Below are 25535 nucleotides of genomic sequence, written 5' to 3'. Positions count from 1 at the left end.
GGTCAGAGCCCGAGCAGCCTGCGCAGGATCAGCTCCACCCGGAACAGGACCGTGTCCTGGACCATCCCGAAGTTCCGCTCCAGCCGCAGCGGCGAGATGGCACGCAGGTCCTCGCACTTGGCATAGCTGGTCTCCTTCAACCCGGAAGAGCCCGGCTCGATCTCCACATGGGTCGGGCTCTCCCGGCGCGTGCGGGTGAGGGGCACGGCCATGACCACCGGAGGGTTCGAGTCCAGCCAGGGCTGGGCGCTGACGATGAGCACCGGCCTCCGCAGCGCCTGCTCGTGCCCGATCGGGTCGCCCAGGTCGGCCATGTGGATCTCGCCACGCCTCACCACGCGTCCTCCGCGGTCAACGCGTCGTCCCCGGAATCGGCGAGATCGTCGCCGAGGGTCCGGTCCGACGTGTACGCCTCCCGCTCGCCGGCGGACAGTTCCGCGTTGTGCCGGCGCACCTCCCGCCAGAACTCCAACTCGTCGGACTCGTCCAGGGCGCGCTCGATCGCCGCGGCCAGGGTGGTGTGCTCGCGCTTCGCACGGCGGCTGATGCGGTCGCGGAGGGCTCTGGGGACCTTGATCGTGGTATCCGTGGAAGTCATACCTCAAGTATGCATATCCACGCCCCCGAAAGTAGGCTCCCGGGGCGCGGAAACCGGGGCGCGGGGGTGTGGTTTCCTTGGGGCATGGCAGCGAACACCTACCTGACCGGGATCAAGCCCACCGGTGACTTCCACCTGGGCAACTACGTCGGCGCGATCCAGCCGGCCCTGGCGGCCGCGGACGTCTACGAGACCTACTACTTCGTCGCGGACTACCACGCGCTCAACACCGTCAAGGACGCGGACGAGCTCCGCCACAGCATCCGGTCCGGGGCTGCCACCTGGCTGGCGTGCGGGCTGGACCCGGCCAGGACGGTCATCTACCAGCAGTCCAAGGTCCCCGAGACCTTCGAGCTGACCACCATCCTCAGCGCCCTCACCCCCAAGGGCCTGATGAACCGCGCCCACGCCTACAAGGCCGCCCGCGACCGCAACAACGAGGCCGGGATCACCGACCTGGACGCCGGGGTCAACATGGGGCTGTTCAACTACCCCATCCTCATGGCCGCGGACATCCTCATCATGCAGGCCACCCACGTCCCCGTGGGCCGCGACCAGTCCCAGCACATCGAGTACACCGCCGACATCGCCGGGTACTTCAACAACCGCTACGGCGAGGGCGCGCACGGGTACTCCTTCCCCCTGCCCAAGGGCGTCATCGACGACAGCGAGGCGAGCATCCTCCCCGGCGTCGACGGCCGCAAGATGAGCAAGTCCTACGACAACCACATCCCGCTCTTCCTGCCGGAGAACAAGCTCAAGAAGGCGATCCGCCGCATCCCCACCGACTCCACCCCCGTCGAGGACCCCAAGGACCCCGACACCTCGGTGCCCTTCCAGCTCCTCACCCACTTCGCCGACGCCGACAGGACGGCCGACGTGCGCAAGCGCCTGGAGCAGGGCGGCATGGGCTGGGGCGAGCTCAAGAACGAGCTCTTCGAGGCGGTCAACGCCGAGCTGGGCCCCAAGCGCGAGCGCTACGAGGAGCTCATGGCGAACCCGAAGGAGATCGAGGACATCCTCGAAGCCGGGTCGGCCCGCGCCCGCGAGCGCGCCCGCGACGTCCTGGACCGCGTCCGCGCCGCCATCGGCGTCGCCTGAGCCGCGACACGGCAGGGGGCGGCGGGAACCCTCCCGCCGCCCCCTCGCGTGTCCGGGAAAACCACTGGTCGGGGCGGCGTGGGCACCCCTAGGCTCCCCGGCATGGAACTCGGAGTCGACGCCCCCGAGCGCACCGGCGCGCTCACCCTGTCCGACGGCCGCGCCCTGGCCTGGAGCTCGTGGGGCGACCCCGGCGGCACCCCCGTCCTGCTCTGCCCCGGCGCCGCCACCGGCCGCTCCCTGGGCTTCGGCACCCACCTGCTCGCCGGACTCGGCGTGCACCTGGTCTCGGCGGACCGCCCCGGCCTGGGCGGTTCGGACCCGGCCCCGGGCCGCACCGCCGCGGACTTCGCCGCCGACGCCCGCGCCCTCGCGGACCACCTGGGCCTGGGCCGCCCCGCCGTCGTGGGCAACTCCCAGGGGGCTCCCTTCGCCCTCGCCTGCGCCGCGGCCGGCACGGCGCGCGCCCTGGCGCTGGTCTCGCCCGCCGACGAGATCGCCCACCCCGGCCTGGCCGACCTCCTCGACCCCGGCGCGCGGGCCCTGCGCGACGCCGTGGCCGCCGACCCGGACCGCGCCGGGCGCGACCTCGCGCAACTGGGCCCCGACGGCATGTGGGACCTGGTCACCGCCCACGCCCCCGAACGCGACGCGGCCGTGTACCGCGCCCCCGCCTTCGCGGCCGCCTACCGCCGCGCCCTGGCCGAGGGCTTCGCCGGCGACGGCGCCGGGTACGCCCGCGACACCGTCCTGGCCTCCGGCCGCTGGGACCCGGCGCCGGAGCAGGCCGCCGTCCCCACCGACGTCTGGTACGGCGAACTGGACGCCTTCCACTCCCCGGACCGGGCGGCCCTGCTCACCCGCCGCATCCCCGGCGCCCGCCGCCACCTGCTGCCGGGGGAGGGCGGCTCCCTGCTGTGGACGCGCGCGGGCGACGTCCTGCGCGCCCTGCTCTCCCACCCCTGACACGGAGGAGGGCGGGACCGCACGGCCCCGCCCTCCCACCCGTCGGGGTCAGCCGACCCGCGGCTCGCCCTCCAGGGCCACGCCCGCCTCGTCCAGCTGCGCCAGCGCGGCGTCCACGGTCGGCCGCGCCACACCCGCGGTCAGGCCGAGCAGCACCCGCGTGCGCAGCCCCTCCCGCACGGCGTCCAGCGCGGTGGCCCGGACACAGTGGTCGGTGGCGATGCCCACCACGTCCACCTCGTCCACCCCGCGCTCGCGCAGCCACTCCGCCAGCGTCGTCGAGCCGTCCTCGGCGGTCCCCTCGAACCCGCTGTAGGCCGCCGTGTACCGGCCCTTGCTGAAGACCTCCTCGGCCAGCGAGGCGTCGAAGTCCGGGTGGAACTCCACCCCCGGCGTGCCCGCCTCGCAGTGCCGCGGCCAGCTGTCCACGAAGTCGGGCTCGTCCGAGAAGTGCGCCCCCGGATCGATGTGGTAGTCGCGGGTGGCGACCACGTGGTCGTACCCGCCCGAGCGCGCGTGCCCGGTCACGGCCTCCGCGGTGGCGGCGCCCCCGGCCACCGCCAGACTGCCGCCCTCGCAGAAGTCGTTCTGCACGTCCACCACAATGAGCGCTCTGGTCATGCCGGCACCCCTTCCTCTCGCAACCCGGTCCACCGGAACACGGCCGGTCAGTGGAACACCGTCGGCAGGGCGGCCTCGCCCCGCGACATCCGCAGCGCCTGCTCGGGCAGCTCGGCCACCGCGGCGCGGTGGCGCTCGCGCGCGTCGTGCACGCTCTCGCCGCCGACCACCTCGCCGTCCGACACCAGCGGCCGCAGCAGCGGGCGGGTCCCCACCGCCTCCGGCGGCTCGTAGGGGAACACCTCCTCGGCGATCGCGGTGCCCGTGTCGTCGAGCCGGCGCACCGACCACTTGCGGCCGCCCCGGCTCGGCTTGCCCACCGAGCGCTTGGCCACCGGCTCCAGCGGCAGGTCCGCGGACGTCCCGTGCGCCCGCGCCACCAGCTTGTACACCAGCGACACCGTCGGCGCGCCCGAACCGGTCACCAGGGATGTACCCACCCCGTAGCCGTCCACGGGCGCCACGGCCAGCGCCTGGATGGAGTGCTCGTCCAGGTCGCCGGTCACCACGATCCGGGTCCCGGTGGCGCCGAGCGAGTCCAGCTGCTCGCGCACCCGCCCCGCGGTCTTGCCGAGGTCGCCGGAGTCGATGCGCACCGCGCCCAGTTCCGGCCCGGCCAGCTCGACGGCGGTGCGCACGGCCCGCTCCACGTCGTAGGTGTCCACCAGCAGGGTCGTCTGCGCGCCCAGCGAGTCCAGCTGCGTGGAGAAGGCGTGCCGCTCGCTGTCGTGCAGCAGCGTGAACGCGTGCGCGGCGGTGCCGCCGGTGGGCACCCCGTAGGAGCGCCCCGCCTCCAGGTTGGAGGAGGTCGCGAACCCGGCCACGTACGCGGCGCGCGCGGAGGCGACGGCCGCCGCCTCGTGGGTGCGGCGCGAGCCCATCTCGATCAACGGCCGTTCGCCGGCCGCCACGACCATCCGGCTGGCCGCCGACGCGATGGCGCTGTCGTGGTTGAACACCGACAGGGCGAGGGTCTCCAGGATCACACCCTCGGCGAAGGTGCCCTCCACGACCAGGATCGGCGACCCCGGGAAGTAGGCCTCGCCCTCGCCGTAGCCCCACACGTTCCCGGAGAACCGGTACTCCGAGAGCCAGCGCAGGGTCGTGTCGTCCACCACACCGTTGTCGGACAGGAAGTCCAGTTCCTCGGTGCGGAACCGGAAGCCCTCCAGCTGCTCCAGGAACCGCCCGGTCCCCGCGACGACGCCGTAGCGGCGCCCCTCGGGCAGGCGCCGGGCGAACATCTCGAACACCGACGGCCGGGCCGCCGCCCCGCTGTGCAGGGCCGCCTGGATCATCGTCAGCTCGTAGTGGTCGGTCAGCAGCGCGCTGCTGCCATGGTCGTTCATGGGCATGAGCCTAATCCGTGGAGTTGTGCGACCTCACGCCGACCTGCCCTGATTCGACCGGATCGCGAACGGGGTGACCTCGGCCGACGCTAACAATACCCATTCGGTTGGTAGGGAAATTTGTTCCGATACCCTGGGAGGCATGCTGAGGATTGATCGCTCGATCTACGACCAGATCGTCGCCCACGCCCGTCGCGACCACCCGGACGAGGCCTGCGGCATCGTGGCCGGCCCCGCGGGGACCGACCGTCCCGAACGGTTCATCGAGATGGTCAACGCCGAGCGGTCCCCGACCTTCTACCGGTTCGACTCCCTCGAGCAGCTGAAGGTCTGGCGGGAGATGGACGACCGCGACGAGGAACCCGTCGTGATCTACCACTCCCACACGGCCACCGAGGCCTACCCCTCGCGCACCGACATCTCCTACGCGTCCGAGCCCAACGCGCACTACGTGCTCGTGTCCACCAGGGACCCCGAGACCGCGGAGCTGCGCTCCTACCGGATCCTGGACGGCGAGGTCACCGAGGAGCCGGTGGAGATCACCGGGTAGCACCCCGCCCCGCCCGACGGGGCCCGCGGAATGGCCGTGGGAGGCGCCTCGTTGGGACTGTACGCACACCAACCACGTTCACGGGAAGACACACCTATGGCCATCGAGGTCCGCATCCCCACCATCCTGCGCAACCTGACCGGCGACGCCAAGGCCGTCGAGGGCAGCGGCGACACCCTGGGCGAGCTGTTCAGCGACCTGGACAGCCGCTACCCGGGCATCGGCGCGCGCCTGGTGGACGACGGCAAGCTGCGCCGCTTCATCAACGTGTACCTCAACGACGAGGACGTGCGCTTCGTCGGCGGCCTGGAGGCGAAGCTCTCCGACGGCGACAACGTCACGATCCTGCCCGCCGTGGCCGGCGGAAGCCGCTAGGCGCGCCCATGCGCTACGAATCCCTGCTCGACTCCCTCGGCGGCACGCCGCTCGTCGGCCTGCCCCGGCTCTCGCCCTCCCCGGAGGTCCGGCTGTGGGCGAAGCTGGAGGACCGCAACCCGACCGGGTCCATCAAGGACCGCGCCGCGTTCTTCATGATCGAACAGGCGGAGAAGGACGGGCTGCTCTCCCCCGGCTGCACCATCCTGGAGCCGACGTCGGGGAACACCGGCATCTCCCTGGCGATGGTCGCCAAACTCCGCGGCTACCGCATGGTCTGCGTCATGCCGGAGAACACCTCCCAGGAGCGCAGGCAGCTCCTCGCCATGTGGGGCGCCGAGGTCCACTTCTCCGACGCGGCCGGCGGTTCCAACGAGGCGGTCCGCGTCGCCAAGGAGATGGCCGCCGCACACCCCGACTGGGTGATGCTCTACCAGTACGGCAACCAGGCCAACGCCCGCGCCCACTACGAGACGACCGGCCCCGAGCTCCTCGCGGACCTGCCGGAGATCACCCACTTCGTGGCGGGTCTGGGTACCACCGGAACGCTCATGGGTGTGGGCCGCTACCTGCGCGAGCACCGGCCGGACGTGCGGATCGTCGCAGCCGAGCCGCGCTACGGCGAGCTCGTGTACGGCCTGCGCAACCTCGACGAGGGGTTCGTCCCGGAGCTGTACGACGAGTCGGTGCTCACCACGCGGTTCTCCGTGCCCGCCGACGCCGCCCTCAGGCGGACCCGGGAACTCCTGGACAAGGAGGGCATCTTCGCCGGGATCTCCACCGGCGGGGCGCTGCACGCCGCGCTGGGCATGGCCCGCAAGGCGGAGCGGGCGGGGGAGCGCGCCGACATCGCGTTCGTCATCGCCGACGCCGGGTGGAAGTACCTGTCGACGGGGGCCTACGAGGGGACGCTGGAAGAGGCGGAGGAGCGCCTCGACGGCCAGCTCTGGGCCTGACCCGCACGCGCCCCCAGGGGGCGGCATCCCGGACCCGGGGTGCCGCCCCCGCCGTGTTCCCACGGCCGGTGTCCGGATGCGGACGCGGCACCCCCGCGCACGTCGGCGGGCCGGAAACGGACCGTAATACGGCGGGAACGAACCACACGGAACGTGTCATATGGTGTGAAAAATTCACACGTGATCGAGGTCGCGTGAGATGCAGGACACATTTTGTACCACCCGGGCGGCCATTGGGGTAGACCCGTAACAACGGGACAACCGCTGAACCAGCCGCCATCCGTACTCCGCGCACACGGTCGGGGGTGCCACGGAGCCGCGCGGCCCTTCGAGAAGGCGACGACGACGTGCGACTCACGATTATCGGGTCCTCCGGGAGCTTCCCGGGGCCGGACAGCCCCGCCTCCTGTTACCTGGTCGAGGCCGACGGCTTCCGCCTGCTCCTCGACATGGGCAACGGCGCACTCGGCGCGCTCCAGCGGCACGTCGACATCTACTCCGTCGACGCCGTCTACCTCAGCCACCTGCACGCCGACCACTGCTTCGACCTGTGCTCGTACTGGGTCGCCCGGATGTTCCACCCCGACGGCGCCAAACCCCGGATCCCCGTCTACGGCCCCAGCGGGGTCTCCGAGCGCGTCGCCGAGGCCTACGGCCTGGACCCCGACCCCGGCATGACCGAGGTCTTCGACTTCCACGAGCTCACCCCCGGGACCCTCGGCATCGGCCCCTTCACCGTCCGCGTGGACCGCGTCAACCACCCGGTGGAGGCCTTCGGCATCCGCCTGGAGCACAACGGCGCCAGCATGGCCTACTCCGGGGACACCGGCGCCTGCGACTCCCTCGTCGACCTGGCCTCCGACACGGACCTGTTCCTGTGCGAGGCCGCCTTCCAGGACCACGTCGAGCACCCCAAGGACATGCACCTCACCGGCAGCGAGGCCGGCGAGCACGCCAGCCGCGCCCGGACCCGCAGTCTGCTGCTCACCCACCTGGTGCCGTGGAACGACGACGACGTCACCCTGGCGGAGGCCCGATCCACCTACGACGGGCCCATCGACCTGGCCCGCAGCGGACGGACGCACACCATCGGCGGCTGAGCGTGGCGTGGGTCCCACCGCGCGCACGCCTTCGCGACACCCGCCCCCGGGGCGAGCGCGCACGTATACGCTCTTGACCATGGCCCGACCTGACGGACGAGTTCCGACCCAACTCCGCCCCGTGACGATCACCCGCAACTGGCTGCGCCAGGCGGAAGGCTCCGCGCTCATCGAGTTCGGGGACACCCGAGTGCTGTGCGCCGCCACCGTCGAGGACGGTGTCCCGCGCTGGCGCCGCGGCACCGGCGAGGGGTGGGTCACCGCCGAGTACGCGATGCTGCCCCGCGCCACCGACACCCGCGGCGCCCGCGAGTCCGTACGCGGCAAGATCGGCGGCCGCACCCACGAGATCTCCCGCCTCATCGGCCGCTCCCTGCGCGCGGTCGTCGACTTCAAGGCGATGGGGGAGCACACCATCACCCTGGACTGCGACGTCCTCCAGGCCGACGGCGGCACCCGCACCGCCGCCATCACCGGCGCGTACGTGGCCCTCGCCGACGCCGTGAAGTGGCTGCGCAAGCGCCGCAACCTCAAGAACAACCCGCTCACCGGCTCCCTGGCCGCGGTCAGCGTCGGCGTCGTCCAGGGCCAGCCCCGGCTGGACCTCAACTACCTCGAGGACTCCGTCGCCGACATCGACATGAACGTCGTCCTCACCGGCGACGGGAAGTTCATCGAGGTGCAGGGCACCGCCGAGGGCGCGGCGTTCGACCGCGAACTGCTCGACAAGCTGCTCGACCTGGCCGTCGGCGGCTGCGAGGAACTGACCGGCCTCCAGAAGAAGGCCCTGGCGGAGTGACCGTACTCAACGGCACCCGGATCGGCGGCGTCGCCGGAGAAGGGGGAATCGTGAAGATCGTGCTGGCCACCCGCAACGCCAAGAAGGTGCCCGAGCTGCGCGCCATCCTCGCGGACGCCGGGGTGAGCGCCGAGGTGCTGTCCCTCGACGCGTTCCCGGACGCACCGGAGGTCCCCGAGACCGAGCCGTCGTTCGTCGGCAACGCCCTGCTCAAGGCGCGCGCGATCGCCGCCCACACGGGGCTGCCCGCGGTGGCCGACGACTCGGGGCTCAGCGTCGAGGAGCTGCGGGGCATGCCGGGCGTGCTCTCGGCCCGCTGGGCCGGCCGCTTCGGCGCGGACGACCAGGACCGGGCCAACCTGGAGCTGGTCCTGGACCAGCTGGCGGACACCCCGCCGGAACGCCGCGCCGGCGCGTTCGTGTGCGCCGCGGCCCTGGTCCTGCCCGACGGCACCGAGGTCGTGACGGAGGGCGAGATGCGCGGCCGGGTGATCCGCGAGCCCCGGGGGGAGAACGGGTTCGGCTACGACCCGGTCTTCGTCCCGGAGGGCGAGAGCCGCACCACGGCCGAGCTGTCCCCCCAGGAGAAGAACGCCATCAGCCACCGGGGGATCGCCTTCCGCAAGCTGGCGGCGGAGATCGCGGCGATGGTCTGACGCGGTCCCGCGCGCGTCGAGGGGCGGCCCGTCCGGGCCGCCCCTCAAGCTTTCGACCTGGGATGACGGGAAAAGTTCCCCGATACCGGTTTGAGGCCGGGGCCGCAGGGGCAGGACCACCCTCGTCCGACGAAACGGCCGCGGCCGCACACGATCCCCGGTGTGGGGGGTCCACAACCCGCGGAGATCGCCTGAGGGCAGGGGTTCCCGCCCCGCCGACCAGGCGATTTGACGTCGCATCAGCTGTTACCTACACTCGAACGAGTCGCTGCGGGACGGCGAGCGCCCAGAGGGCGTGTTCGGCCCCGGACCGCGTCGAAGCGGCACCTCCTATTCACTCCGACCAGAGCGTCACGGGCATGCGCCCGCAGGCGGTAGGCTTCGGAGGCGGCCCTGAAAAGGGCGGCGAAGGGAAACAGGAATTCTTCACTCCTGGTCGGTCCATTCCGGACCACGCCGATTTGGCGGGGAACGGGAACACTGATAAAGTGAAGACACAACAAAGCGGAAACGCAGACGCCTTCCACGGAAGAGCACACGGGACCCAAGGGTTCCGGGCTTGTACGGGAAGGGCGGTTGCTTCTTGAGAACTCAACAGCGCGTGTTCGATTTTTACAGCCAAGTTTGTTTTGGCCCCGTCACACGAGAATCGGTGAGATTCGAGTGTGCGAGGTTCCTTTGATTGAGCCAGACATGGTTCGGTCAGGATTTCTTCTAGGTTTCCGGCCCCCTTGTGGGGTTCGGTGCAAGACCTTTATGGAGAGTTTGATCCTGGCTCAGGACGAACGCTGGCGGCGTGCTTAACACATGCAAGTCGAGCGGTAAGGCCCTTCGGGGTACACGAGCGGCGAACGGGTGAGTAACACGTGAGCAACCTGCCCCTGACTCCGGGATAAGCGGTGGAAACGCCGTCTAATACCGGATACGACCCTCCTCCGCATGGTGGGGGTGGAAAGTTTTTCGGTCGGGGATGGGCTCGCGGCCTATCAGCTTGTTGGTGGGGTAACGGCCTACCAAGGCGATTACGGGTAGCCGGCCTGAGAGGGCGACCGGCCACACTGGGACTGAGACACGGCCCAGACTCCTGCGGGAGGCAGCAGTGGGGAATATTGCGCAATGGGCGAAAGCCTGACGCAGCGACGCCGCGTGGGGGATGACGGCCTTCGGGTTGTAAACCTCTTTTACCACTCACGCAGGCCCCGGGTTCTCCCGGGGTTGACGGTAGGTGGGGAATAAGGACCGGCTAACTACGTGCCAGCAGCCGCGGTAATACGTAGGGTCCGAGCGTTGTCCGGAATTATTGGGCGTAAAGAGCTCGTAGGCGGCGTGTCGCGTCTGCTGTGAAAGACCGGGGCTTAACCCCGGTTCTGCAGTGGATACGGGCATGCTAGAGGTAGGTAGGGGAGACTGGAATTCCTGGTGTAGCGGTGAAATGCGCAGATATCAGGAGGAACACCGGTGGCGAAGGCGGGTCTCTGGGCCTTACCTGACGCTGAGGAGCGAAAGCATGGGGAGCGAACAGGATTAGATACCCTGGTAGTCCATGCCGTAAACGTTGGGCGCTAGGTGTGGGGACTTTCCACGGTTTCCGCGCCGTAGCTAACGCATTAAGCGCCCCGCCTGGGGAGTACGGCCGCAAGGCTAAAACTCAAAGGAATTGACGGGGGCCCGCACAAGCGGCGGAGCATGTTGCTTAATTCGACGCAACGCGAAGAACCTTACCAAGGTTTGACATCACCCGTGGACCTGTAGAGATACAGGGTCATTTGGTTGGCGGGTGACAGGTGGTGCATGGCTGTCGTCAGCTCGTGTCGTGAGATGTTGGGTTAAGTCCCGCAACGAGCGCAACCCTTGTTCCATGTTGCCAGCACGTAATGGTGGGGACTCATGGGAGACTGCCGGGGTCAACTCGGAGGAAGGTGGGGACGACGTCAAGTCATCATGCCCCTTATGTCTTGGGCTGCAAACATGCTACAATGGCCGGTACAATGGGCGTGCGATACCGTGAGGTGGAGCGAATCCCTAAAAGCCGGTCTCAGTTCGGATTGGGGTCTGCAACTCGACCCCATGAAGGTGGAGTCGCTAGTAATCGCGGATCAGCAACGCCGCGGTGAATACGTTCCCGGGCCTTGTACACACCGCCCGTCACGTCATGAAAGTCGGCAACACCCGAAACTTGTGGCCTAACCCTTCGGGGAGGGAGTGAGTGAAGGTGGGGCTGGCGATTGGGACGAAGTCGTAACAAGGTAGCCGTACCGGAAGGTGCGGCTGGATCACCTCCTTTCTAAGGAGTCTTTCAAGGCCAACACTTTTCCGATGGTTGGCCGGACTCGAAAGTGGACCCGATGCTCCTGGCCCTGGTGGCCGGTGAGAGGTCGGGATGGCTGTAGAAATTCATATCGAACTTCACCTCCGGGGGTCCTAGAAGCCTCGGGGGGCGCGCTGTTGGGTGTCTGAGGAAGCAACCCTCGTCTTGGTCCGGTTTCGGGCCGGCGGGTCGGTTGGTTCCCGCGGACCGCCTCTGAGAACTCTCAGAATCTCCTGTGTGTCCTGCTCTCCTGAGGGAGGCGGGGCGGGGGTTTGTCTGAGTGGTAGCGGAGAACGCGGTTGGTGTTTTGATTTGTGAATAGTGTGCGCGAGCATCTTGTTATCTGTAGTGGCCAAGTGATAGTGGCATACGGTGGATGCCTTGGCACCAGGCGCCGATGAAGGACGTGGGAGGCCGCGATAGGCCACGGGGAGCTGTCAACCGAGCTGTGATCCGTGGGTGTCCGAATGGGGGAACCCAGCCCGAGTTGTGTCGGGTTGCCGCCGCCTGAATGTATAGGGCGGTTGGTGGTGACGCGGGGAAGTGAAACATCTCAGTACCCGTAGGAAGAGTAAACAACAGTGATTCTCCTAGTAGTGGTGAGCGAACGGGGAAGAGGCTAAACCGTGCGCGTGTGATAGACGGCAGTCGTTGCGTGTGCGGGGTTGTGGGGCGTGTCTTTTCGGGTCTGCTTAGCCCGGAGCACTTGAGATCAGAGCTAGCTGAAACCGTTGGGAAGCGGTACCGGAGTGGGTGAGAGTCCCGTAGGTGAAGGTTCTGGTCGGGTGTTGACGCTGTCCCCGAGTAGCGCGGAGCCCGAGGAATTCCGTGTGAATCTGGCAGGACCACCTGCTAAGCCAAAATACGTCCTGGTGACCGATAGTGCACTAGTACCGTGAGGGAAAGGTGAAAAGTGCCCCGGTGAGGGGTCGTGAAATAGTACCTGAAACCGTGTGCTGTCAAGCCGTCAGAGCTGGGTCTTGTATCTGGTGATGGCGTGCCTTTTGAAGAATGAGCCTGCGAGTCATGGTGTGTGGCGAGGTTAACCCGGGTGGGGTAGCCGTAGGGAAACCGAGTCTGAATAGGGCGATTTGAGTCGCATGCTGTGGACCCGAAGCGGAGTGATCTACCCATGTCCAGGGTGAAGCGGGGGTAAGACCTCGTGGAGGCCCGAACCCACCAGGGTTGAAAACCTGGGGGATGAGGTGTGGGTAGGGGTGAAAGGCCAATCAAACTCCGTGATAGCTGGTTCTCCCCGAAATGCATTTAGGTGCAGCGTTGCGTGTTTCTTGCCGGAGGTAGAGCTACTGTTTGGCTGATGGGCCCGACAAGGTTACTGACGTCAGACAAACTCCGAATGCCGGTGAAGTGAAGCGTGGCAGTGAGACTGCGGGGGATAAGCTTCGTAGTCGAGAGGGAAACAGCCCAGATCATCAGCTAAGGCCCCTAAGCGTGTGCTAAGTGGGAAAGGTTGTGGAGTTGCTGAGACAACCAGGAGGTTGGCTTAGAAGCAGCCATCCTTTAAAGAGTGCGTAATAGCTCACTGGTCAAGTGGTTCTGCGCCGATAATGTAGCGGGGCTTAAGCACACCGCCGAAGCTGTGAAGCTCCACCTTTGGGGTGGGGTTGGTAGGGGAGCGTCGTGCGTTCGGTGAAGCCGCCGAGTGATCGTGTGGTGGAGGGCGTGCGAGTGAGAATGCAGGCATGAGTAGCGAAAGCAACGTGAGAAACGTTGCCGCCGATTGACTAAGGGTTCCTGGGGCAGGTTAATCCGCCCAGGGTGAGTCTGGACCTAAGGCGAGGCCGACAGGCGTAGTCGATGGATAACGGGTTGATATTCCCGTACCCGTGCACGAGCGCCCAGTATCGAATCAGGTGATGCTAACCACGCTGGCCGGCTTTCTGTCCTTCGGGACGGGTTGCTGTGCTGGTCTGGGATCCGAGCTTGTAGTAGGTAAGTGATGGGGTGACGCAGGAGGGTAGCTCTACCCGGCGGTGGTTGTCCGGGGGTAAGCGTGTAGGCCGGGGGGTTGGCAAATCCGCCCCCCATGAAGGTTGAGACGTGATGCGGAGCCGTTTTTGGCGAAGTGAGTGATCCCATGCTGTCGAGAAAAGCCTCTAGCGAGTTCGTGAGCGGCCAGTACCCTAAACCGACGCAGGTGGTCAGGTAGAGAATACCGAGGCGTTCGGGTGAACCATGGTTAAGGAACTCGGCAAATTGTCCCCGTAACTTTGGGAGAAGGGGAGCCCTGTCTGGTGAGAGCCCTTGCGGCTGGAGCTGGGTGGGGTCGCAGATAGCGGGGGGAAGCGACTGTTTATTAAAAACACAGGTCCGTGCGAAGTCGTAAGACGCTGTATACGGACTGACGCCTGCCCGGTGCTGGAACGTTAAGAGGACCGGTTAACGGGGTTCGCCCTGTGAAGCTGGGAATCCAAGCGCCAGTAAACGGCGGTGGTAACTATAACCATCCTAAGGTAGCGAAATTCCTTGTCGGGTAAGTTCCGACCTGCACGAATGGCGTAACGACTTCCCCACTGTCTCAACCATGGGCCCGGTGAAATTGCACTACGAGTAAAGATGCTCGTTTCGCGCAGCAGGACGGAAAGACCCCGGGACCTTCACTATAGCTTGACATTGGTGTTTGGGATGGTTTGTGTAGGATAGGTGGGAGCCGGTGAAACTGCCACGCTAGTGGTGGTGGAGGCGTTGGTGAAATACCACTCTGACTGTTTCGGGCATCTAACCTTGGGCCGTGATCCGGTTCGGGGACAGTGTCTGGTGGGTAGTTTAACTGGGGCGGTTGCCTCCCAAAGAGTAACGGAGGCGCCCAAAGGTTCCCTCAGCCTGGTTGGTAATCAGGTGTTGAGTGTAAGTGCACAAGGGAGCTTGACTGTGAGACGGACGTGTCGAGCAGGAGCGAAAGCTGGGACTAGTGATCCGGCACCGGCGTGTGGAAGCGGTGTCGCTCAACGGCTAAAAGGTACCCCGGGGATAACAGGCTGATCTTCCCCAAGAGTCCATATCGACGGGATGGTTTGGCACCTCGATGTCGGCTCGTCGCATCCTGGGGCTGGAGTTGGTCCCAAGGGTTGGGCTGTTCGCCCATTAAAGCGGCACGCGAGCTGGGTTTAGAACGTCGTGAGACAGTTCGGTCCCTATCCGCTGTGCGCGTTGGAGACTTGAGAAGGGCTGTCCCTAGTACGAGAGGACCGGGACGGACGAACCTCTGGTGTGCCAGTTGTCCTGCCAAGGGCATGGCTGGTTGGCTACGTTCGGGAGGGATAACCGCTGAAAGCATCTAAGCGGGAAGCTTGCTTCGAGATGAGGTCTCCTGCCTCCTTTGAGAGGGTAAGGCTCCCTAGAGACGATGGGGTTGATAGGCCGGGTGTGGAAGCCCTGTGAGGGGTGGAGCTGACCGGTACTAATAGGCCGAGGGCTTGTCCGCTGCAGATAATTGGGTGCTCGCGCATACATGTTCACATAACTGTGGAAGCTTCCGTTTCCCTGTCCTGGTTGGGGTGGGGTTGCGGTGTGGGTTTCCGTGGTGGTTATGGTGGGAGGGTCACACCCGGTTACTTTCCGAACCCGGTCGTTAAGTCTCCTTGCGCTGATGGTACTGCCCTGTGGTGGGGTGGGAGAGTAGGTTGCCGCCACGGTTTTCTTCGGGTTGAGAGCCCCTGCCTTCGGGTGGGGGCTTTCCCTGTTTTCGGGGTGCGGGTTTTGTGTGTGGGGGGTCGTCCTTGGGGCGGCCCCCTTTTTTTTTGTGTTCTGGGGGCCTTGGTCGCAGGGGGCGGCCGCAGCGGTCTTTCTGCTTGTTCCCTTTTCAATGCTGTGTGGGGTGGGGGTGGGTCTGTCCGGGGTCTCGGGGGTTGCCGGAGGGAGCATCGTCTCCTTCGGCTGCAAGAGGTCGGGGCGGGTGTTTCCTCTGCCCCGGACACCGAGGGGTTTCTGCCTGTCCTGGAGGCCTTGGCCACAGCCGGAAGGTGAACCGCCTTCTGCGCCACAGGGGGTTTCTCACCCGACCGGGATCTCCGCCATAGCCGTGTCAGGCCAGTGGGGTGCCCGGCCATAGGGGGTGTTCGCCGAGGTAGTTGTAGGTTTCCAAGAGGCTAGGCCGCTTGGGGTGGGCGGTCCGCGCCGGGTGGGCCCGGCCCCGGCCGCAGTCGGTGTCCGGCAGACCACCAGGCGGGTGCGTTGGGCGCGCGTGGCGGGTGGTGGGGGTGTGACTGCCGGAGCCGGGTGCACCCGGAGCGCGCACACCCGCACCGCCTGGAAAGGTTGTGGGCGCCGGCGGCGGTGAAGGGGCTCCACGCTGTCGCCTACTCCCGCGCGTGACCGCGGTACCGGTCAGTGCCGGGGGTGAAAGCCGCACGTTTCCGCGACCCCGGCCCCAGACCGGGCACAGGACCGCGGCCCTGGCCGCAGGGGGTGAGAGCCGTGGGGGCTCGCGGCATCAGCCAGAGCGGGGTTAGGGAGAAAGAACCGCGGCCTCCACCGCAGGGGGTTCAGGGAGGCATGACCGGGACCCAGGACCCAGGGGGTTTCGCCGCACGTACCCGGAACCCCGACCCCAGACCGGGCACAGGACTGCGGCCCCGGCCCCAGGGGGTTGGGGAGGAGGCACCGCGGCCTCCGCCGCAGGGGGTTCAGGGAGGCATGACCGGGACCCCGGCCCCAGGGGGTTTCGCCGCACGTACCCGGAACCCCGACCCCAGACCGGGCACAGGACTGCGGCCCCGGCCCCAGGGGGTTGGGGAGGAGGTACCGCGGCCTCCGCCGCAGGGGGTTCAGGGAGGCATGACCGGGACCCCGGCCCCAGGGGGTGTGGGAAGGAGCAACCGGAAGCCTTCGTCAGGGGGTGAGACCCGCTCCCGACAGCCGGCCTTGACCCACGGCATGGGTAGGCATTTAAGGCGTTTGCGGCGTTCACCGGGTGGGGTCAAGGCCGCGGTTCTGTTTCCGGCCTGGGACTGAGGCCGCGGGTTCCTGCGGCGAAACCCCCTGGAGTCGGGGTCGCGGTTCTTCCTCCCCAACCCTCTGGGGTGGAGGTCGCGGTTCGGGGTCAAGGTCGCGGGTACGTGCGGCCACACCCCCTGGGACGGGGGTTGCGATCACGCCTTCCCGCACCCCCTGTGGCTTGGGGCTGTGGGTACGTGCGACAGCACCCCCTGGGGCACAGGCTGGCGAACACGTCCAGCAGCACCCCCTGGGGCGGAGGTTTCCAGTTTCTCCTCCGGGTTGTGGCCGGGGTCGCGGGTACGTGCGGCCACACCCCCTGGGACGGGGGTTGCGATCACGCCTTCCCACACCCCCTGGGGTAGAGGTCGCGGACCTGTGCCCGGTCTGGGGCTGAAGTCGCGGGTACGTGCGGCGAAACCCCCTGGGGGCTGAGGTGCGCGGTTCTTCTTCCCCACACCCCCTGGGGCTTGGGGCTGTGGGTGTGTGTGGCCTTCACCCCCTGCGGCCAGGGCCGCGGTCCTGTGCCCGGTCTGGGGCCGGGGTCGCGGAAACGTGCGGCTTTCACCCCCGGCACTGACCGGTACCGCGGTCACGCGCGGGAGTAGGCGACAGCGTGGAGCCCCCGCACCGCCGCCGGCGCCCACAACCTTTCCAGGCGGTGCGGGTGTGCGCGCTCCGCGTGCACCCGGCTCCGGCATACACACCCCCACCACCCGCCACGCGCGCCCAACGCACCCGCCTGGCGGTCTGCCGGACACCGACTGCGGCCGGGGCCGGGCCCACCCGGCGCGGACCGCCCACCCCAAGCGGCCGGCCTCTTGGAAACCTACAACTACCTCGGCGAACACCCCCTAGGGCCAGGGGCTCCACTGGCCTGACACGGCTGGGGCGGGCCACACCGGTCGGGTGGGAAACCCCCTGGAGCGCAGGAAGCGGTCCACCCTCCGGCTGTGGCCGAGGGCCCGGTCGGGTGGGAAACCCCCTGGGGACGGGCGGGAAGTCGCCCGCGGCCTTCACCCCCTGCGGCGGGGGCCCAGCGATGCCCTCCGGCTGTGGCCGAGGCCCCGGCCGGGTGGGAAACCCCCTGGGGACGGGCCCGCAGGTACGCGCGGCCTTCACCCCCGTGTGTCCGGGCGGCGGGAACGCCCACCCCGACCCCTCGGCGCCGAAGGAGACGATCCGCCCTCCGGTAGTGCCTCGGCCCCCAACAGACACACCCGCCACCCACCACAACGTTGAAAGGGCAAAGAGGCACCCCTGGGGTCGGGGCGGGAAGCCACCTGCGGCCTTCACCCCCTGTGGCGGAGGCCCCGCGACGCCCTCCGGCGGGGGGTGGGGGTTCCAAGTGGGTGGGCAGCCCCCGGGGCTGGGCGTGTGGCCATGGTCCTCTTGGAGCGGAGGTCCCACGACGGTCCCCGGCTGTGGCTGAGGGTCCCAGTCGGGCGGACGACCCCCTGGGGGCCGGGCCGAGTGCCGCCCTACCGAAGTCCCTGCCGCCGATGGGGCCTCTGGGGCGGTGGGCACACCCACCCCCACCCCCTGGGGACGAAGGAGATGATCCGCCCTCCGGTTGTGGCTCGGCCCCGGACAGACCAGCCCGTCACCCACCACAGTGTTGAAGGGGCATGAGAGTGTCCTTGGGGCTGGGGCTGGGGCTGGGTGTGTGGCCATGGTCCTCCTGGAGCGGAGGTCCCACGACGCTCCTCGGCGGTGGCCCCTGGAGTCGAAGGAGATGATCCGCCCTCAGACCACAGCTGGGCCCCGTACAGCCCCACCCGTCACCCACCACGGCGTTGGAAGAGCACAAACAGACGCATCAGCGGAGCCGAACGGAGGACCCGCCCCCCACCGGTGGGACAATTCACCCATGACGATTCCCATCCCCGCCGACCTGCTCGCCGCCGCCGAGGCCGCCAAGGGCTTCATGCCCACGGACGAGGGCACCGCCCTGTACGAGACCGCTCTCCGTTACGCCCCTGTCGGGCCGGTCGTGGAGATCGGCACCTACTGCGGTAAGTCCACCGTCTTCCTCGGCGCTGCGGCCCGGGCCACCGGCGTGAAGGTGGTCACCGTGGACCACCACCGCGGGTCGGAGGAGCACCAAGAGGGCTGGGAGTACCACGACGCGACGCTCGTGGACCGGGAGACCGGGAAGTTCGACACGCTCCCGCACCTGCGCCGGACCCTCACCCGGGCCGGGCTGGACGACGAGGTCATCGTCGTGGTCGGCCGCTCCGCCGAGGTGGCCTCGGTGTGGGGCACCCCGCTGGGGATGCTGTTCATCGACGGCGGCCACAGCGAGGAGGCCGCGCAGGCCGACTACGCCGGCTGGAGCGGGCACGTCGCCCCCGGCGGCGCGCTGGTGATCCACGACGTCTTCCCCGACCCGGCGGACGGCGGGCGCCCCCCGTACAACATCTACCTCCGGGCCCTGGACTCCGGTCTGTTCAAGGAGGTCTCGGCGGTCGGTTCGATGCGGGTCCTGGAACGGGTCGCCTGAGCCCTCCCACCTCCCCGAACCGGTCGGACAACGACCGTCCTGGGACACGCCTCCGCCGGGTAAGCCTTCGGTAAGAAGTCACCACCCGGTTATGGATTCGGCCTTGACATGGTTACGGCCCGGTATCGTGTCGAGAAGGGGCGGAGCGATGGTGGCGTTATCCCCCGAAAGACCACTTCGGTCCAAATCTTGACTGAACCGATCCGGGGCGGTTGCGCGTCAAATACCAGGACGGCACCGTGCCGGACGTGATTTGCCATGGGGGCGGGGAGCTGAGCGAGAGCACAAACGGCGCGAACGGGGCGGATGGGCAGCGCCCCGTGCACGATGAGGACGTCGCGCCGGAGACCAACGACACCTCTGCGGAGGAGCTGCCCGACGCCGGAGAGGACACGGCCGACCGCGCCCCGACCACCGGTGGTGGCGAGGACGCCGACTCGGCGGCCGACTCCGGGCCCATCACTTTCAAGACCAGCGGCACCTTCTTCCGCGAGCGGGTCGCACAGGTCCTCGCGGAGCAGGGCTTCGACGAGTCCTCCGAGGGGGAGGACGGGCGGGAGCCGGGGAGGACCACCGCGGAGACCGCGGAGGAGCCCGCCGCCGAGGCGGCTCCGGAGGTGACCGGAAACTCGGCGGCCGACGAGCCCGAAACGGCGTCCGCGCAGGCGGAGAGGGAGACCGCCGACGGATCCGGGGAGCGTTCCTCCGCGGAGGAGGCCGACGGCGCGGCCGCGGTGGCCGCTGCCACCGCGGCGCAGGCTCCCGAGCCGGCCGACGGCCCCCGGGCCGCGCCCGACGGGCCCGGTGCGTCCGAGCCGAGCGCCGCCGCGCCCGGCTCCGAACCCGTGCCCGCTGCCGACGACACCACCGCCGCGGCCGGGAAGGCCGACGACGCCGCCGAGCCCGCCGGAGCCGCGCAGGGCGGTGCGTCCGAGGCCCCGTCCTGGACTCCCGCCGCCCCGCCGGTCCCGCCCGCCGGGTCCGTGGCCGAGCCCTCGACGCCTCCCGTGTCCGCCGCGCCTCCCGCCACGCCCCCCGGCGCACCCGAGGCTCCGCAGTCCGTCGCCGGGCCCGTTCCGGACCCCCAGGTCACGGAGGAGTCCGCGGCCGAGGCCGGGGCGATGTGGCCGCAGCCGCAGCGGCTGTCCAACTACGTCGGAGCCGCCGGCGCGGGCCGCCCGCCCCAGGGCCCCGGAGGCCCGAGCGGCCCCGGGGGTCCCGGTGGCCCCACCGGTCCCAGCGGTTCGTCCAGCCCGTCGGGTCCCGCCGGCACCGGTCCCGGGAAGAAGGCCAAGGCCAAGAAGGGCAAGCGCAAGAAGCCGCTCTGGTGGCGGATCCTGCGCACCTTCCTGGTGGCCTCCGCGCTGATGGTCATCATCGCCTGCGGCGCCTTCGCGTACTTCTACGCCACCGTCGAGGTCCCCGACGCCGCGAAGGCCGACGCCGTGGAGCAGGGGTCGACCTTCTACTTCGGCGACGGGGAGACCGAGTTCGCCTACCGCGGCACCGACCGCGACCCCATCACCTACGAGGAGATGACCGAGAACGGCGACCAGGTCGTCGAGGCCGTCATCTCCGCCGAGGACCGGGGCTTCTGGACCGAGCCCGGCGTCTCCGTGCGCGGCACCACCCGCGCCGTCTGGTCCACGGTCACCGGCCAGCAGGTCCAGGGCGGCTCCACCATCACCCAGCAGATGGTCCGCAACTACTACGAGGGCGTGTCCTTCGAGCAGACCGTCTCCCGGAAGATCCAGGAGATCATCATCTCCATCAAGGTCGACCAGAGCGAGACCAAAGAATGGGTGATGGAGCAGTACCTCAACACCATCTACTTCGGCCGCCAGGCCTACGGGATCCAGGCCGCGGCCCAGGCCTACTACGACAAGAACGCCAATGAGCTGACTCCGGAGGAGGCCGCCTTCCTGGCCGCCGCCATCCAGCAGCCGACGCCGTTCGGTGAGGCGGACGTCAACACCACGCCGGAGATGGAGCAGCGCTGGCGCTACGTCGTCGACGGCATGGTGACCACGGGCGCCATCACCCAGTCCGAGGCCGACGGGATGGAGTTCCCCGCGCCGATCGAGTACGAGCCCGGGGCCGACAACGACCTGAGCGGCTACCGCGGCTACATGTACGAGGCCGCGATGCGCGAGCTGGAGGAGCTGGGCTACACCGAGGACCAGATCAACCGGCAGGGCTTCACCGTCGTCACCACCTTCGACCAGGACATGATGGACGCCGCCTACGAGGTGGTGGAGGCCGCCATCCCGCAGGAGGTCATCCCCGAGGGCGTCAACGTCGGCATGGCGACCGTGGACAACGCCACCGGTGAGGTGCTGGCGTTCTACGGCGGCCACGACTACCTGGAGAACCAGTACGACAGCGCGCTGCTGGGCGGCGCCCAGTCGGGTTCGGCGTTCAAGCCCTACGTGCTGGCCACCGCGCTGGAGGAGGGCTACAGCCTCAACAGCTTCGTGGACGGCAGCGGCCCGCGCCAGATCCAGGGCTCGCGGATCCAGAACGCGGGCAACGCCCCGGGCGGTCCGATGGACCTGGTCCAGGCCACCCGCGTCTCCAACAACCTCGGCTTCGTCGAGCTGAACATGGAGGTCGGCTACGAGAACGTGCGCGACACCGCGTACGACATCGGCCTGCGCGAGGGCAGCATCGAGGACCACCAGCTGGTGCCCACCCTGGCGCTGGGCGTCTCCACGGTGACGCCGCTGGACCAGGCGGGCGCGTACGCGACCTTCGCCAACGGCGGCCGCCACGTGGACACGCACGTGATCAAGTCGATCCTCAACGCCGACGGCGAGGAGGTGCGCCCCGAGGTGGAGTCCCGGCAGGCGATCAAGGAGTCGACCGCCGCGGACGTCACCTACGCGCTGGAGCAGGTGGTCCAGGGCGGTACCGGTACCTCGGCGAACTTCTGGACGCACCCGGTGGCGGGCAAGACCGGTACCACCTCGGACAGTGTCGCCGCCTGGTTCGTCGGGTACACCCCGCAGCTGTCCACGGCCGTGGGCGTCTACAACGAGAACAACCAGTCGTTCGGCATCCCCGGCTACGACATCTCCGGTGGCGGTGTGGCGGCGCCGATCTGGCGCGACTACATGCAGCGGGCGATGGAGGGGTACGAGCGCAAGGAGTTCCCGCCGCCCGCGTTCGCCGGGTCCACCCAGTACTGGGCGCCGGACCCGTCCACCCAGGCTCCGGAGGAGCCGGTGGAGGAGCTGCCGGAGGAGACGCCGCAGGACCCGGGCACGCCGGAGGTCCCCGAGGTCCCGGAGACCCCGGAGAACCCGGGCACGCCGGAGGTCCCGGAGGTTCCGGAGTTCCCCGGGCCGGGTGACGGCGAGGGCGGCGGCGGGGAGACCCCGCCGGCCCGCGAGGAGGTCAGGGAGTTCCCGGCCGGCTGACCCCGCCGGGCGGGGCGAGTGCGAAGGGGCCGCGGACGGCGACGTCCGCGGCCCCTTCGCCGTGTGCGCCCGGGCTCACCCGTCCCAGGTGTGCAGGAACACCTGCGACCCCGGTGTGGTCCGGGTGAGGGCGTCCACGGCGAGGATCACGGCGGCGGTGGTCCAGGTGCTGCGCTCCACCGGCCAGCGCACCTGCTCGGCGAACTGGTAGCCGGTCCAGTAGACGCCGTCGTCGCCGTCGCGCAGGTGCTGCACCTCGCGCAGGATGCGCACGCCGTCCCCGGTCCGGCCCACGGCGGCCAGGGCCAGGACCAGTTCGGAGGTCTCGGCGGCGGTGACCCAGGGCTGGTCGTCGACGCAGCGCACGCCCAGGCCCGGGACCACGAACCGGTCCCAGCGCTCGGCCAGGCGCGCGTGGGCGGCCTCGCCGCGGACGGCGCCGCCCAGGATCGGGTAGAACCAGTCCATCGAGAACCGGCCGCGGTCGGCGAACAGGTCCTCGTCGTCGTTGATGAGGTCGGACAGCCGGTCGGCGGCCTTGGTCCACTCCGGGCGGGGGCGGCCCAGCCGCTCGCCCAGGGCGGCGCCGCAGCGCAGCGCGTGGTGCACGCTGGCGCAGACGGTGAGCAGGGCGTGGTCGCCGGGGGACCCGTCCTCCCCGCGCGCCCACAGGATCTCCCCGCGTTCGCCGCGCAGGGCCAGCACGAACTCCAGGCCGTCCTCGACGACGGGCCACAGCTCCTCGGCGAAGGCCGTGTCCCCGGTGACGAGCAGGTGGTGGAACGCCCCCACGGCCGGGTAGGCGGCGTGGTTGGCCTCGCGGAGCTCGGTCGCGGGGACGCCCTGGCGGAACTTGGCGGGCCAGCCGCCGCCGGGGTGGCGGGCGCCGGCCAGCCACCGGTAGGCGCGGCGGGCGGCCGCGGCGTGCGCGGGCTCCCACAGGCCGGTGACGGTCAGCGCCATGGCGCACTCGACGTGGTCCCACACGTCGGTGTGGCCGCCGGGGAACCAGGGCAGGGCGCCGGTGGCCTCCTGGCTGCGTGCCAGGTAGTCGGCGGAGCGCAGCAGCTGCCCGGCGTCCAGCACGCCGGGCAGGCGCAGGGTCAGGTCGTCCGGTGCGGTGACGACGGACATCAGGCGGCGTCGAGCGGCTTGCGCACGTACACGACCACGCTCTTGCCGATGACCGGGTTGAGCAGGCGCTCGGCCACCCGGGTCACCTTGGGGGCCTGGAACATGTCCCAGACGAGCAGCTCGTGGTAGGCCTTGGCGAGCGGGTGGTCGTTGTTGTCGGTGCCCACCGCGCACTTGATCCACCAGTAGGGCGCGTGCAGGGCGTGCGCGTGGTGGTGCGGGCCGATCAGGAACCCGGTGGCCTTGAGCTTGGCCTCCAGCTCGGCGCGGGTGTAGATGCGGATGTGGCCGCCCTCGTTGGTGTGGTACTCCTCCGAGAGGGCCCAGCAGATGCGCTCGGGCAGGAAGCTGGGCACGGTCACCGCGGCGATGCCGCCGGGCCTGAGGACCCGGTACAGCTCCTTCATGGCGGCGGTGTCGTGCGGGATGTGCTCGAAGATCTCCGCGGCGATGACGCGGTCGAAGGAGCCCTCGTCGAAGGGCATGTCGAGGGCGTCGCCCTTGACGGTCTCCGCGGTGGCGGAGGCGGGGGCCTCGCCCTCCTCCTTCATGGCGGCGAACATGGTCTCGACGGAGGCCAGGTCCTCGACGTTCTGGTCGAAGGCGACGATGTCGGCGCCGCGGCGGTAGACCTCGAAGGCGTGGCGGCCGCCGCCGCAGCCCAGGTCGAGCACGCGGTCGCCCGGACCGACGGGGAACAGGGTGAAGTCGACGGTGATCAGTGGAGGCTCCCTCGTGTTCTGCGAAAAAGGTGCTCAGGCGCCGTTGGCCCGGGCGGGGGCGGGGCGGCTGTCCCCGTCGGCGGGGCGTCGGCCGGTGGCGGACGCGATCGTGGACGCGTAGCGGCGGGCGGTCAGCTCGGCCACCGCCCGCCAGGTGAAGCGTTCCTGGACGCGGCGCCAGGCGGCGGCGCCCATGCGTTCGCGCTCGGCGTCGTCGTCGAGGAGGCGGGCGAGCTCGGCGGCCAGCAGGCCGGGGTCGCCGGGGGCGATGAGGCGGCCGGCGTCGCCGTCGGTGCCCACGACCTCGGGCAGCGCCCCGGCGCGGCTGGCGATGAGCGGGGTGGCGCAGGCCATGGCCTCGACGGCGGGCAGGGAGAAGCCCTCGTAGAAGGACGGGACGACGGCGACCTGCGCGGTGGCGATGAGTTCGGCCAGCGCGGTGTCGTCGATGCCGCTGACGAACTCGACGCGGTCGCGCAGGCCGAGTTCGTCGACCAGCCGGTCGGTGGGCCCGCCGGGGCGGGGTCTGCTGACGACGGTCAGGGTGACGTCGCGCTCGGCGGCGAGTTCGGCGGTGGCGCGCAGCAGGGTGGCGACGCCCTTGAGGGGGCTGTCGGCGCTGGCGGTGCACACGATGCGGCCGGGGACGCGCCGGACCTCCGGGCGCGGGTGGAAGTAGCGGGTGTCGACGCCCAGGGGGGTGACCTCCATGGCCTCGGGGGCCACGCCGAACTCGCGGGTGATGTCGTCGGCGGAGGACCGGGAGGGCACCAGGATGGGGTCGAGGCGGCGGGCCACCCTGGCCTGCATCCTGACGAACCCGTACCAGCGGCGCTTGGAGAGCTTCTGCCACCCCTGCGCCTCGTCGATCTCGATGCGGCGGTCGACGCTGATGGGGTGGTGGATGGTGGTGACCAGGGGGATCCCGGCGGACTTGATGCCGAGCAGGCCCCAGCCCAGGGTCTGGTTGTCGTGGACGACGTCGAACTCGCCCAGGCGGCGGCGGAGCTCGCGGTTGGCGCGCAGGGAGAAGGTGAGCGGCTCGGGGAACCCGGCGGTCCACATGGTGGCGACCTCCAGGGCGTCGATCCAGTCGCGCCACTCGCGCAGCGGCGGGGCGACGAAGGGGTCGGCGTCGTTGTAGAGGTCGAGGGAGGGGATCTTCTCCAGGGTGACGCCCTCGTCCAGGACGGGGTAGGGCTGGCCGGAGAAGACGGTGACCTCGTGGCCCAGTGCGGCGAGCTCGCGGGACAGGTGGCGGACGTACACGCCCTGGCCGCCCACGTGCTGCTTGCTCCGGTAGGAGAGCAGGGCCACGCGCAGGGGGCGGTCGGGGTGCGGTCCCGTGCTTTTGCCCGACTGGGTCAAGAGTCCACCTCTTCGTTGGGTCGCGGGGCCCGGCCGCCTCGGTGGGCGGGGTGG

17 protein-coding genes and 3 rRNA genes are annotated in these 25535 nt (G+C 69.3%); 13 read left to right on the top strand and 7 right to left on the bottom strand.

Annotated elements, in window-relative coordinates; translation table 11 throughout:
- Positions 1-2 precede the first annotated feature (2 nt).
- Both KGD84_RS25805 and KGD84_RS25800 read right to left on the bottom strand, forming a co-directional pair.
- A complete protein-coding gene (locus tag KGD84_RS25805) occupies positions 3-335 on the bottom strand; it encodes a type II toxin-antitoxin system PemK/MazF family toxin (protein WP_220562947.1) in 333 nt (110 codons plus the stop codon).
- Positions 332-598, bottom strand: coding sequence for a hypothetical protein (locus KGD84_RS25800; RefSeq protein ID WP_220562946.1), 267 nt, complete (start codon positions 596-598; stop codon positions 332-334). The genes KGD84_RS25805 and KGD84_RS25800 overlap by 4 nt, the downstream gene beginning before the upstream one ends.
- 84 nt (positions 599-682) lie before the next feature.
- Here KGD84_RS25800 and KGD84_RS25795 point away from each other — a divergent pair, with 84 nt between their 5' ends.
- Both KGD84_RS25795 and KGD84_RS25790 read left to right on the top strand, forming a co-directional pair.
- Complete coding sequence (locus KGD84_RS25795) at positions 683-1699, top strand: tryptophan--tRNA ligase (RefSeq protein ID WP_220562945.1); 1017 nt, start codon at positions 683-685, stop codon at positions 1697-1699.
- 102 nt (positions 1700-1801) lie between these two features.
- Positions 1802-2665 (top strand): alpha/beta fold hydrolase, encoded by an 864-nt coding sequence (locus KGD84_RS25790; protein ID WP_220562944.1) that lies wholly within the window; start codon positions 1802-1804, stop codon positions 2663-2665.
- Positions 2666-2713: 48 nt separating this feature from the next.
- Here KGD84_RS25790 and KGD84_RS25785 read toward each other — a convergent pair whose 3' ends face one another.
- Together KGD84_RS25785 and KGD84_RS25780 are read right to left on the bottom strand one after the other, a co-directional pair.
- The gene (locus tag KGD84_RS25785) at positions 2714-3286 is read right to left on the bottom strand and encodes a nicotinamidase (RefSeq protein WP_220562943.1); all 573 of its coding nucleotides are present in this window, start codon (positions 3284-3286) and stop codon (positions 2714-2716) included.
- Between the two features lie 47 nt (positions 3287-3333).
- Complete coding sequence (locus tag KGD84_RS25780; RefSeq protein WP_220562942.1) at positions 3334-4635, bottom strand: nicotinate phosphoribosyltransferase; 1302 nt, start codon at positions 4633-4635, stop codon at positions 3334-3336.
- A gap of 142 nt (positions 4636-4777) precedes the next feature.
- Here KGD84_RS25780 and KGD84_RS25775 point away from each other — a divergent pair, with 142 nt between their 5' ends.
- From KGD84_RS25775 to KGD84_RS25725, 11 genes are all read left to right on the top strand, one after another.
- Complete coding sequence (locus tag KGD84_RS25775) at positions 4778-5185, top strand: M67 family metallopeptidase (protein WP_220562941.1); 408 nt, start codon at positions 4778-4780, stop codon at positions 5183-5185.
- 96 nt (positions 5186-5281) lie between these two features.
- On the top strand, positions 5282-5560 hold the full coding sequence (locus KGD84_RS25770; RefSeq protein WP_220562940.1) for a MoaD/ThiS family protein: 279 nt from the start codon (positions 5282-5284) through the stop codon (positions 5558-5560).
- An 8-nt stretch (positions 5561-5568) separates the two neighbouring features.
- Complete coding sequence (locus tag KGD84_RS25765; protein WP_220562939.1) at positions 5569-6516, top strand: PLP-dependent cysteine synthase family protein; 948 nt, start codon at positions 5569-5571, stop codon at positions 6514-6516.
- Positions 6517-6863: 347 nt separating this feature from the next.
- Positions 6864-7616 (top strand): MBL fold metallo-hydrolase, encoded by a 753-nt coding sequence (locus KGD84_RS25760; RefSeq protein WP_220562938.1) that lies wholly within the window; start codon positions 6864-6866, stop codon positions 7614-7616.
- Positions 7617-7695: 79 nt separating this feature from the next.
- On the top strand, positions 7696-8415 hold the full coding sequence (gene rph, locus KGD84_RS25755; protein WP_220562937.1) for a ribonuclease PH: 720 nt from the start codon (positions 7696-7698) through the stop codon (positions 8413-8415).
- 50 nt (positions 8416-8465) lie between these two features.
- Complete coding sequence (gene rdgB / locus KGD84_RS25750; protein ID WP_220565317.1) at positions 8466-9071, top strand: RdgB/HAM1 family non-canonical purine NTP pyrophosphatase; 606 nt, start codon at positions 8466-8468, stop codon at positions 9069-9071.
- Between the two features lie 753 nt (positions 9072-9824).
- A 16S ribosomal RNA gene (locus tag KGD84_RS25745) occupies positions 9825-11355 on the top strand.
- Positions 11356-11728: 373 nt separating this feature from the next.
- Positions 11729-14825: ribosomal RNA gene (locus KGD84_RS25740) — 23S ribosomal RNA — on the top strand.
- Between the two features lie 94 nt (positions 14826-14919).
- A 5S ribosomal RNA gene (rrf, locus tag KGD84_RS25735) occupies positions 14920-15035 on the top strand.
- The 16S, 23S and 5S rRNA genes sit together here, the layout of an rRNA operon.
- Before the next feature lie 3170 nt (positions 15036-18205).
- The gene (locus KGD84_RS25730) at positions 18206-18838 is read left to right on the top strand and encodes a class I SAM-dependent methyltransferase (RefSeq protein WP_220562936.1); all 633 of its coding nucleotides are present in this window, start codon (positions 18206-18208) and stop codon (positions 18836-18838) included.
- Positions 18839-19158: 320 nt separating this feature from the next.
- On the top strand, positions 19159-22257 hold the full coding sequence (locus KGD84_RS25725) for a transglycosylase domain-containing protein (RefSeq protein WP_420910370.1): 3099 nt from the start codon (positions 19159-19161) through the stop codon (positions 22255-22257).
- Positions 22258-22332: 75 nt separating this feature from the next.
- Here KGD84_RS25725 and KGD84_RS25720 read toward each other — a convergent pair whose 3' ends face one another.
- From KGD84_RS25720 to KGD84_RS25710, 3 genes are read right to left on the bottom strand one after another with little or no spacing between them, the layout of a single operon-like run.
- Positions 22333-23391, bottom strand: a complete 1059-nt coding sequence (locus tag KGD84_RS25720; RefSeq protein WP_220562935.1) for a glucosidase family protein — start codon at positions 23389-23391, stop codon at positions 22333-22335.
- Positions 23391-24113 (bottom strand): class I SAM-dependent methyltransferase, encoded by a 723-nt coding sequence (locus tag KGD84_RS25715; RefSeq protein ID WP_220565315.1) that lies wholly within the window; start codon positions 24111-24113, stop codon positions 23391-23393. Before KGD84_RS25715 ends, KGD84_RS25720 begins: the two co-directional genes overlap by 1 nt.
- A gap of 33 nt (positions 24114-24146) precedes the next feature.
- A complete protein-coding gene (locus tag KGD84_RS25710) occupies positions 24147-25481 on the bottom strand; it encodes a glycosyltransferase family 4 protein (protein ID WP_220562934.1) in 1335 nt (444 codons plus the stop codon).
- Positions 25482-25535 lie beyond the last annotated feature (54 nt).

The sequence above is a fragment of the Nocardiopsis changdeensis genome (assembly GCF_018316655.1).
GTDB classification, from domain to species: domain Bacteria; phylum Actinomycetota; class Actinomycetes; order Streptosporangiales; family Streptosporangiaceae; genus Nocardiopsis; species Nocardiopsis changdeensis.
This window is presented reverse-complemented; position numbering and strand designations above follow the sequence as displayed.

Excerpts from the sequence above, each read along its gene's own strand:
- KGD84_RS25800 (WP_220562946.1), bottom strand. The coding sequence starts at position 598 with ATGACTTCCACGGATACCACGATCAAGGTCCCCAGAGCCCTCCGCGAC.
- KGD84_RS25795 (WP_220562945.1), top strand. The coding sequence starts at position 683 with ATGGCAGCGAACACCTACCTGACCGGGATCAAGCCCACCGGTGACTTC.
- KGD84_RS25790 (WP_220562944.1), top strand. The coding sequence starts at position 1,802 with ATGGAACTCGGAGTCGACGCCCCCGAGCGCACCGGCGCGCTCACCCTG.
- KGD84_RS25785 (WP_220562943.1), bottom strand. The coding sequence starts at position 3,286 with ATGACCAGAGCGCTCATTGTGGTGGACGTGCAGAACGACTTCTGCGAG.
- KGD84_RS25780 (WP_220562942.1), bottom strand. The coding sequence starts at position 4,635 with ATGAACGACCATGGCAGCAGCGCGCTGCTGACCGACCACTACGAGCTG.
- KGD84_RS25775 (WP_220562941.1), top strand. The coding sequence starts at position 4,778 with ATGCTGAGGATTGATCGCTCGATCTACGACCAGATCGTCGCCCACGCC.
- KGD84_RS25770 (WP_220562940.1), top strand. The coding sequence starts at position 5,282 with ATGGCCATCGAGGTCCGCATCCCCACCATCCTGCGCAACCTGACCGGC.
- KGD84_RS25765 (WP_220562939.1), top strand. The coding sequence starts at position 5,569 with ATGCGCTACGAATCCCTGCTCGACTCCCTCGGCGGCACGCCGCTCGTC.
- rph (WP_220562937.1), top strand. The coding sequence starts at position 7,696 with ATGGCCCGACCTGACGGACGAGTTCCGACCCAACTCCGCCCCGTGACG.
- KGD84_RS25730 (WP_220562936.1), top strand. The coding sequence starts at position 18,206 with ATGACGATTCCCATCCCCGCCGACCTGCTCGCCGCCGCCGAGGCCGCC.
- KGD84_RS25720 (WP_220562935.1), bottom strand. The coding sequence starts at position 23,391 with ATGTCCGTCGTCACCGCACCGGACGACCTGACCCTGCGCCTGCCCGGC.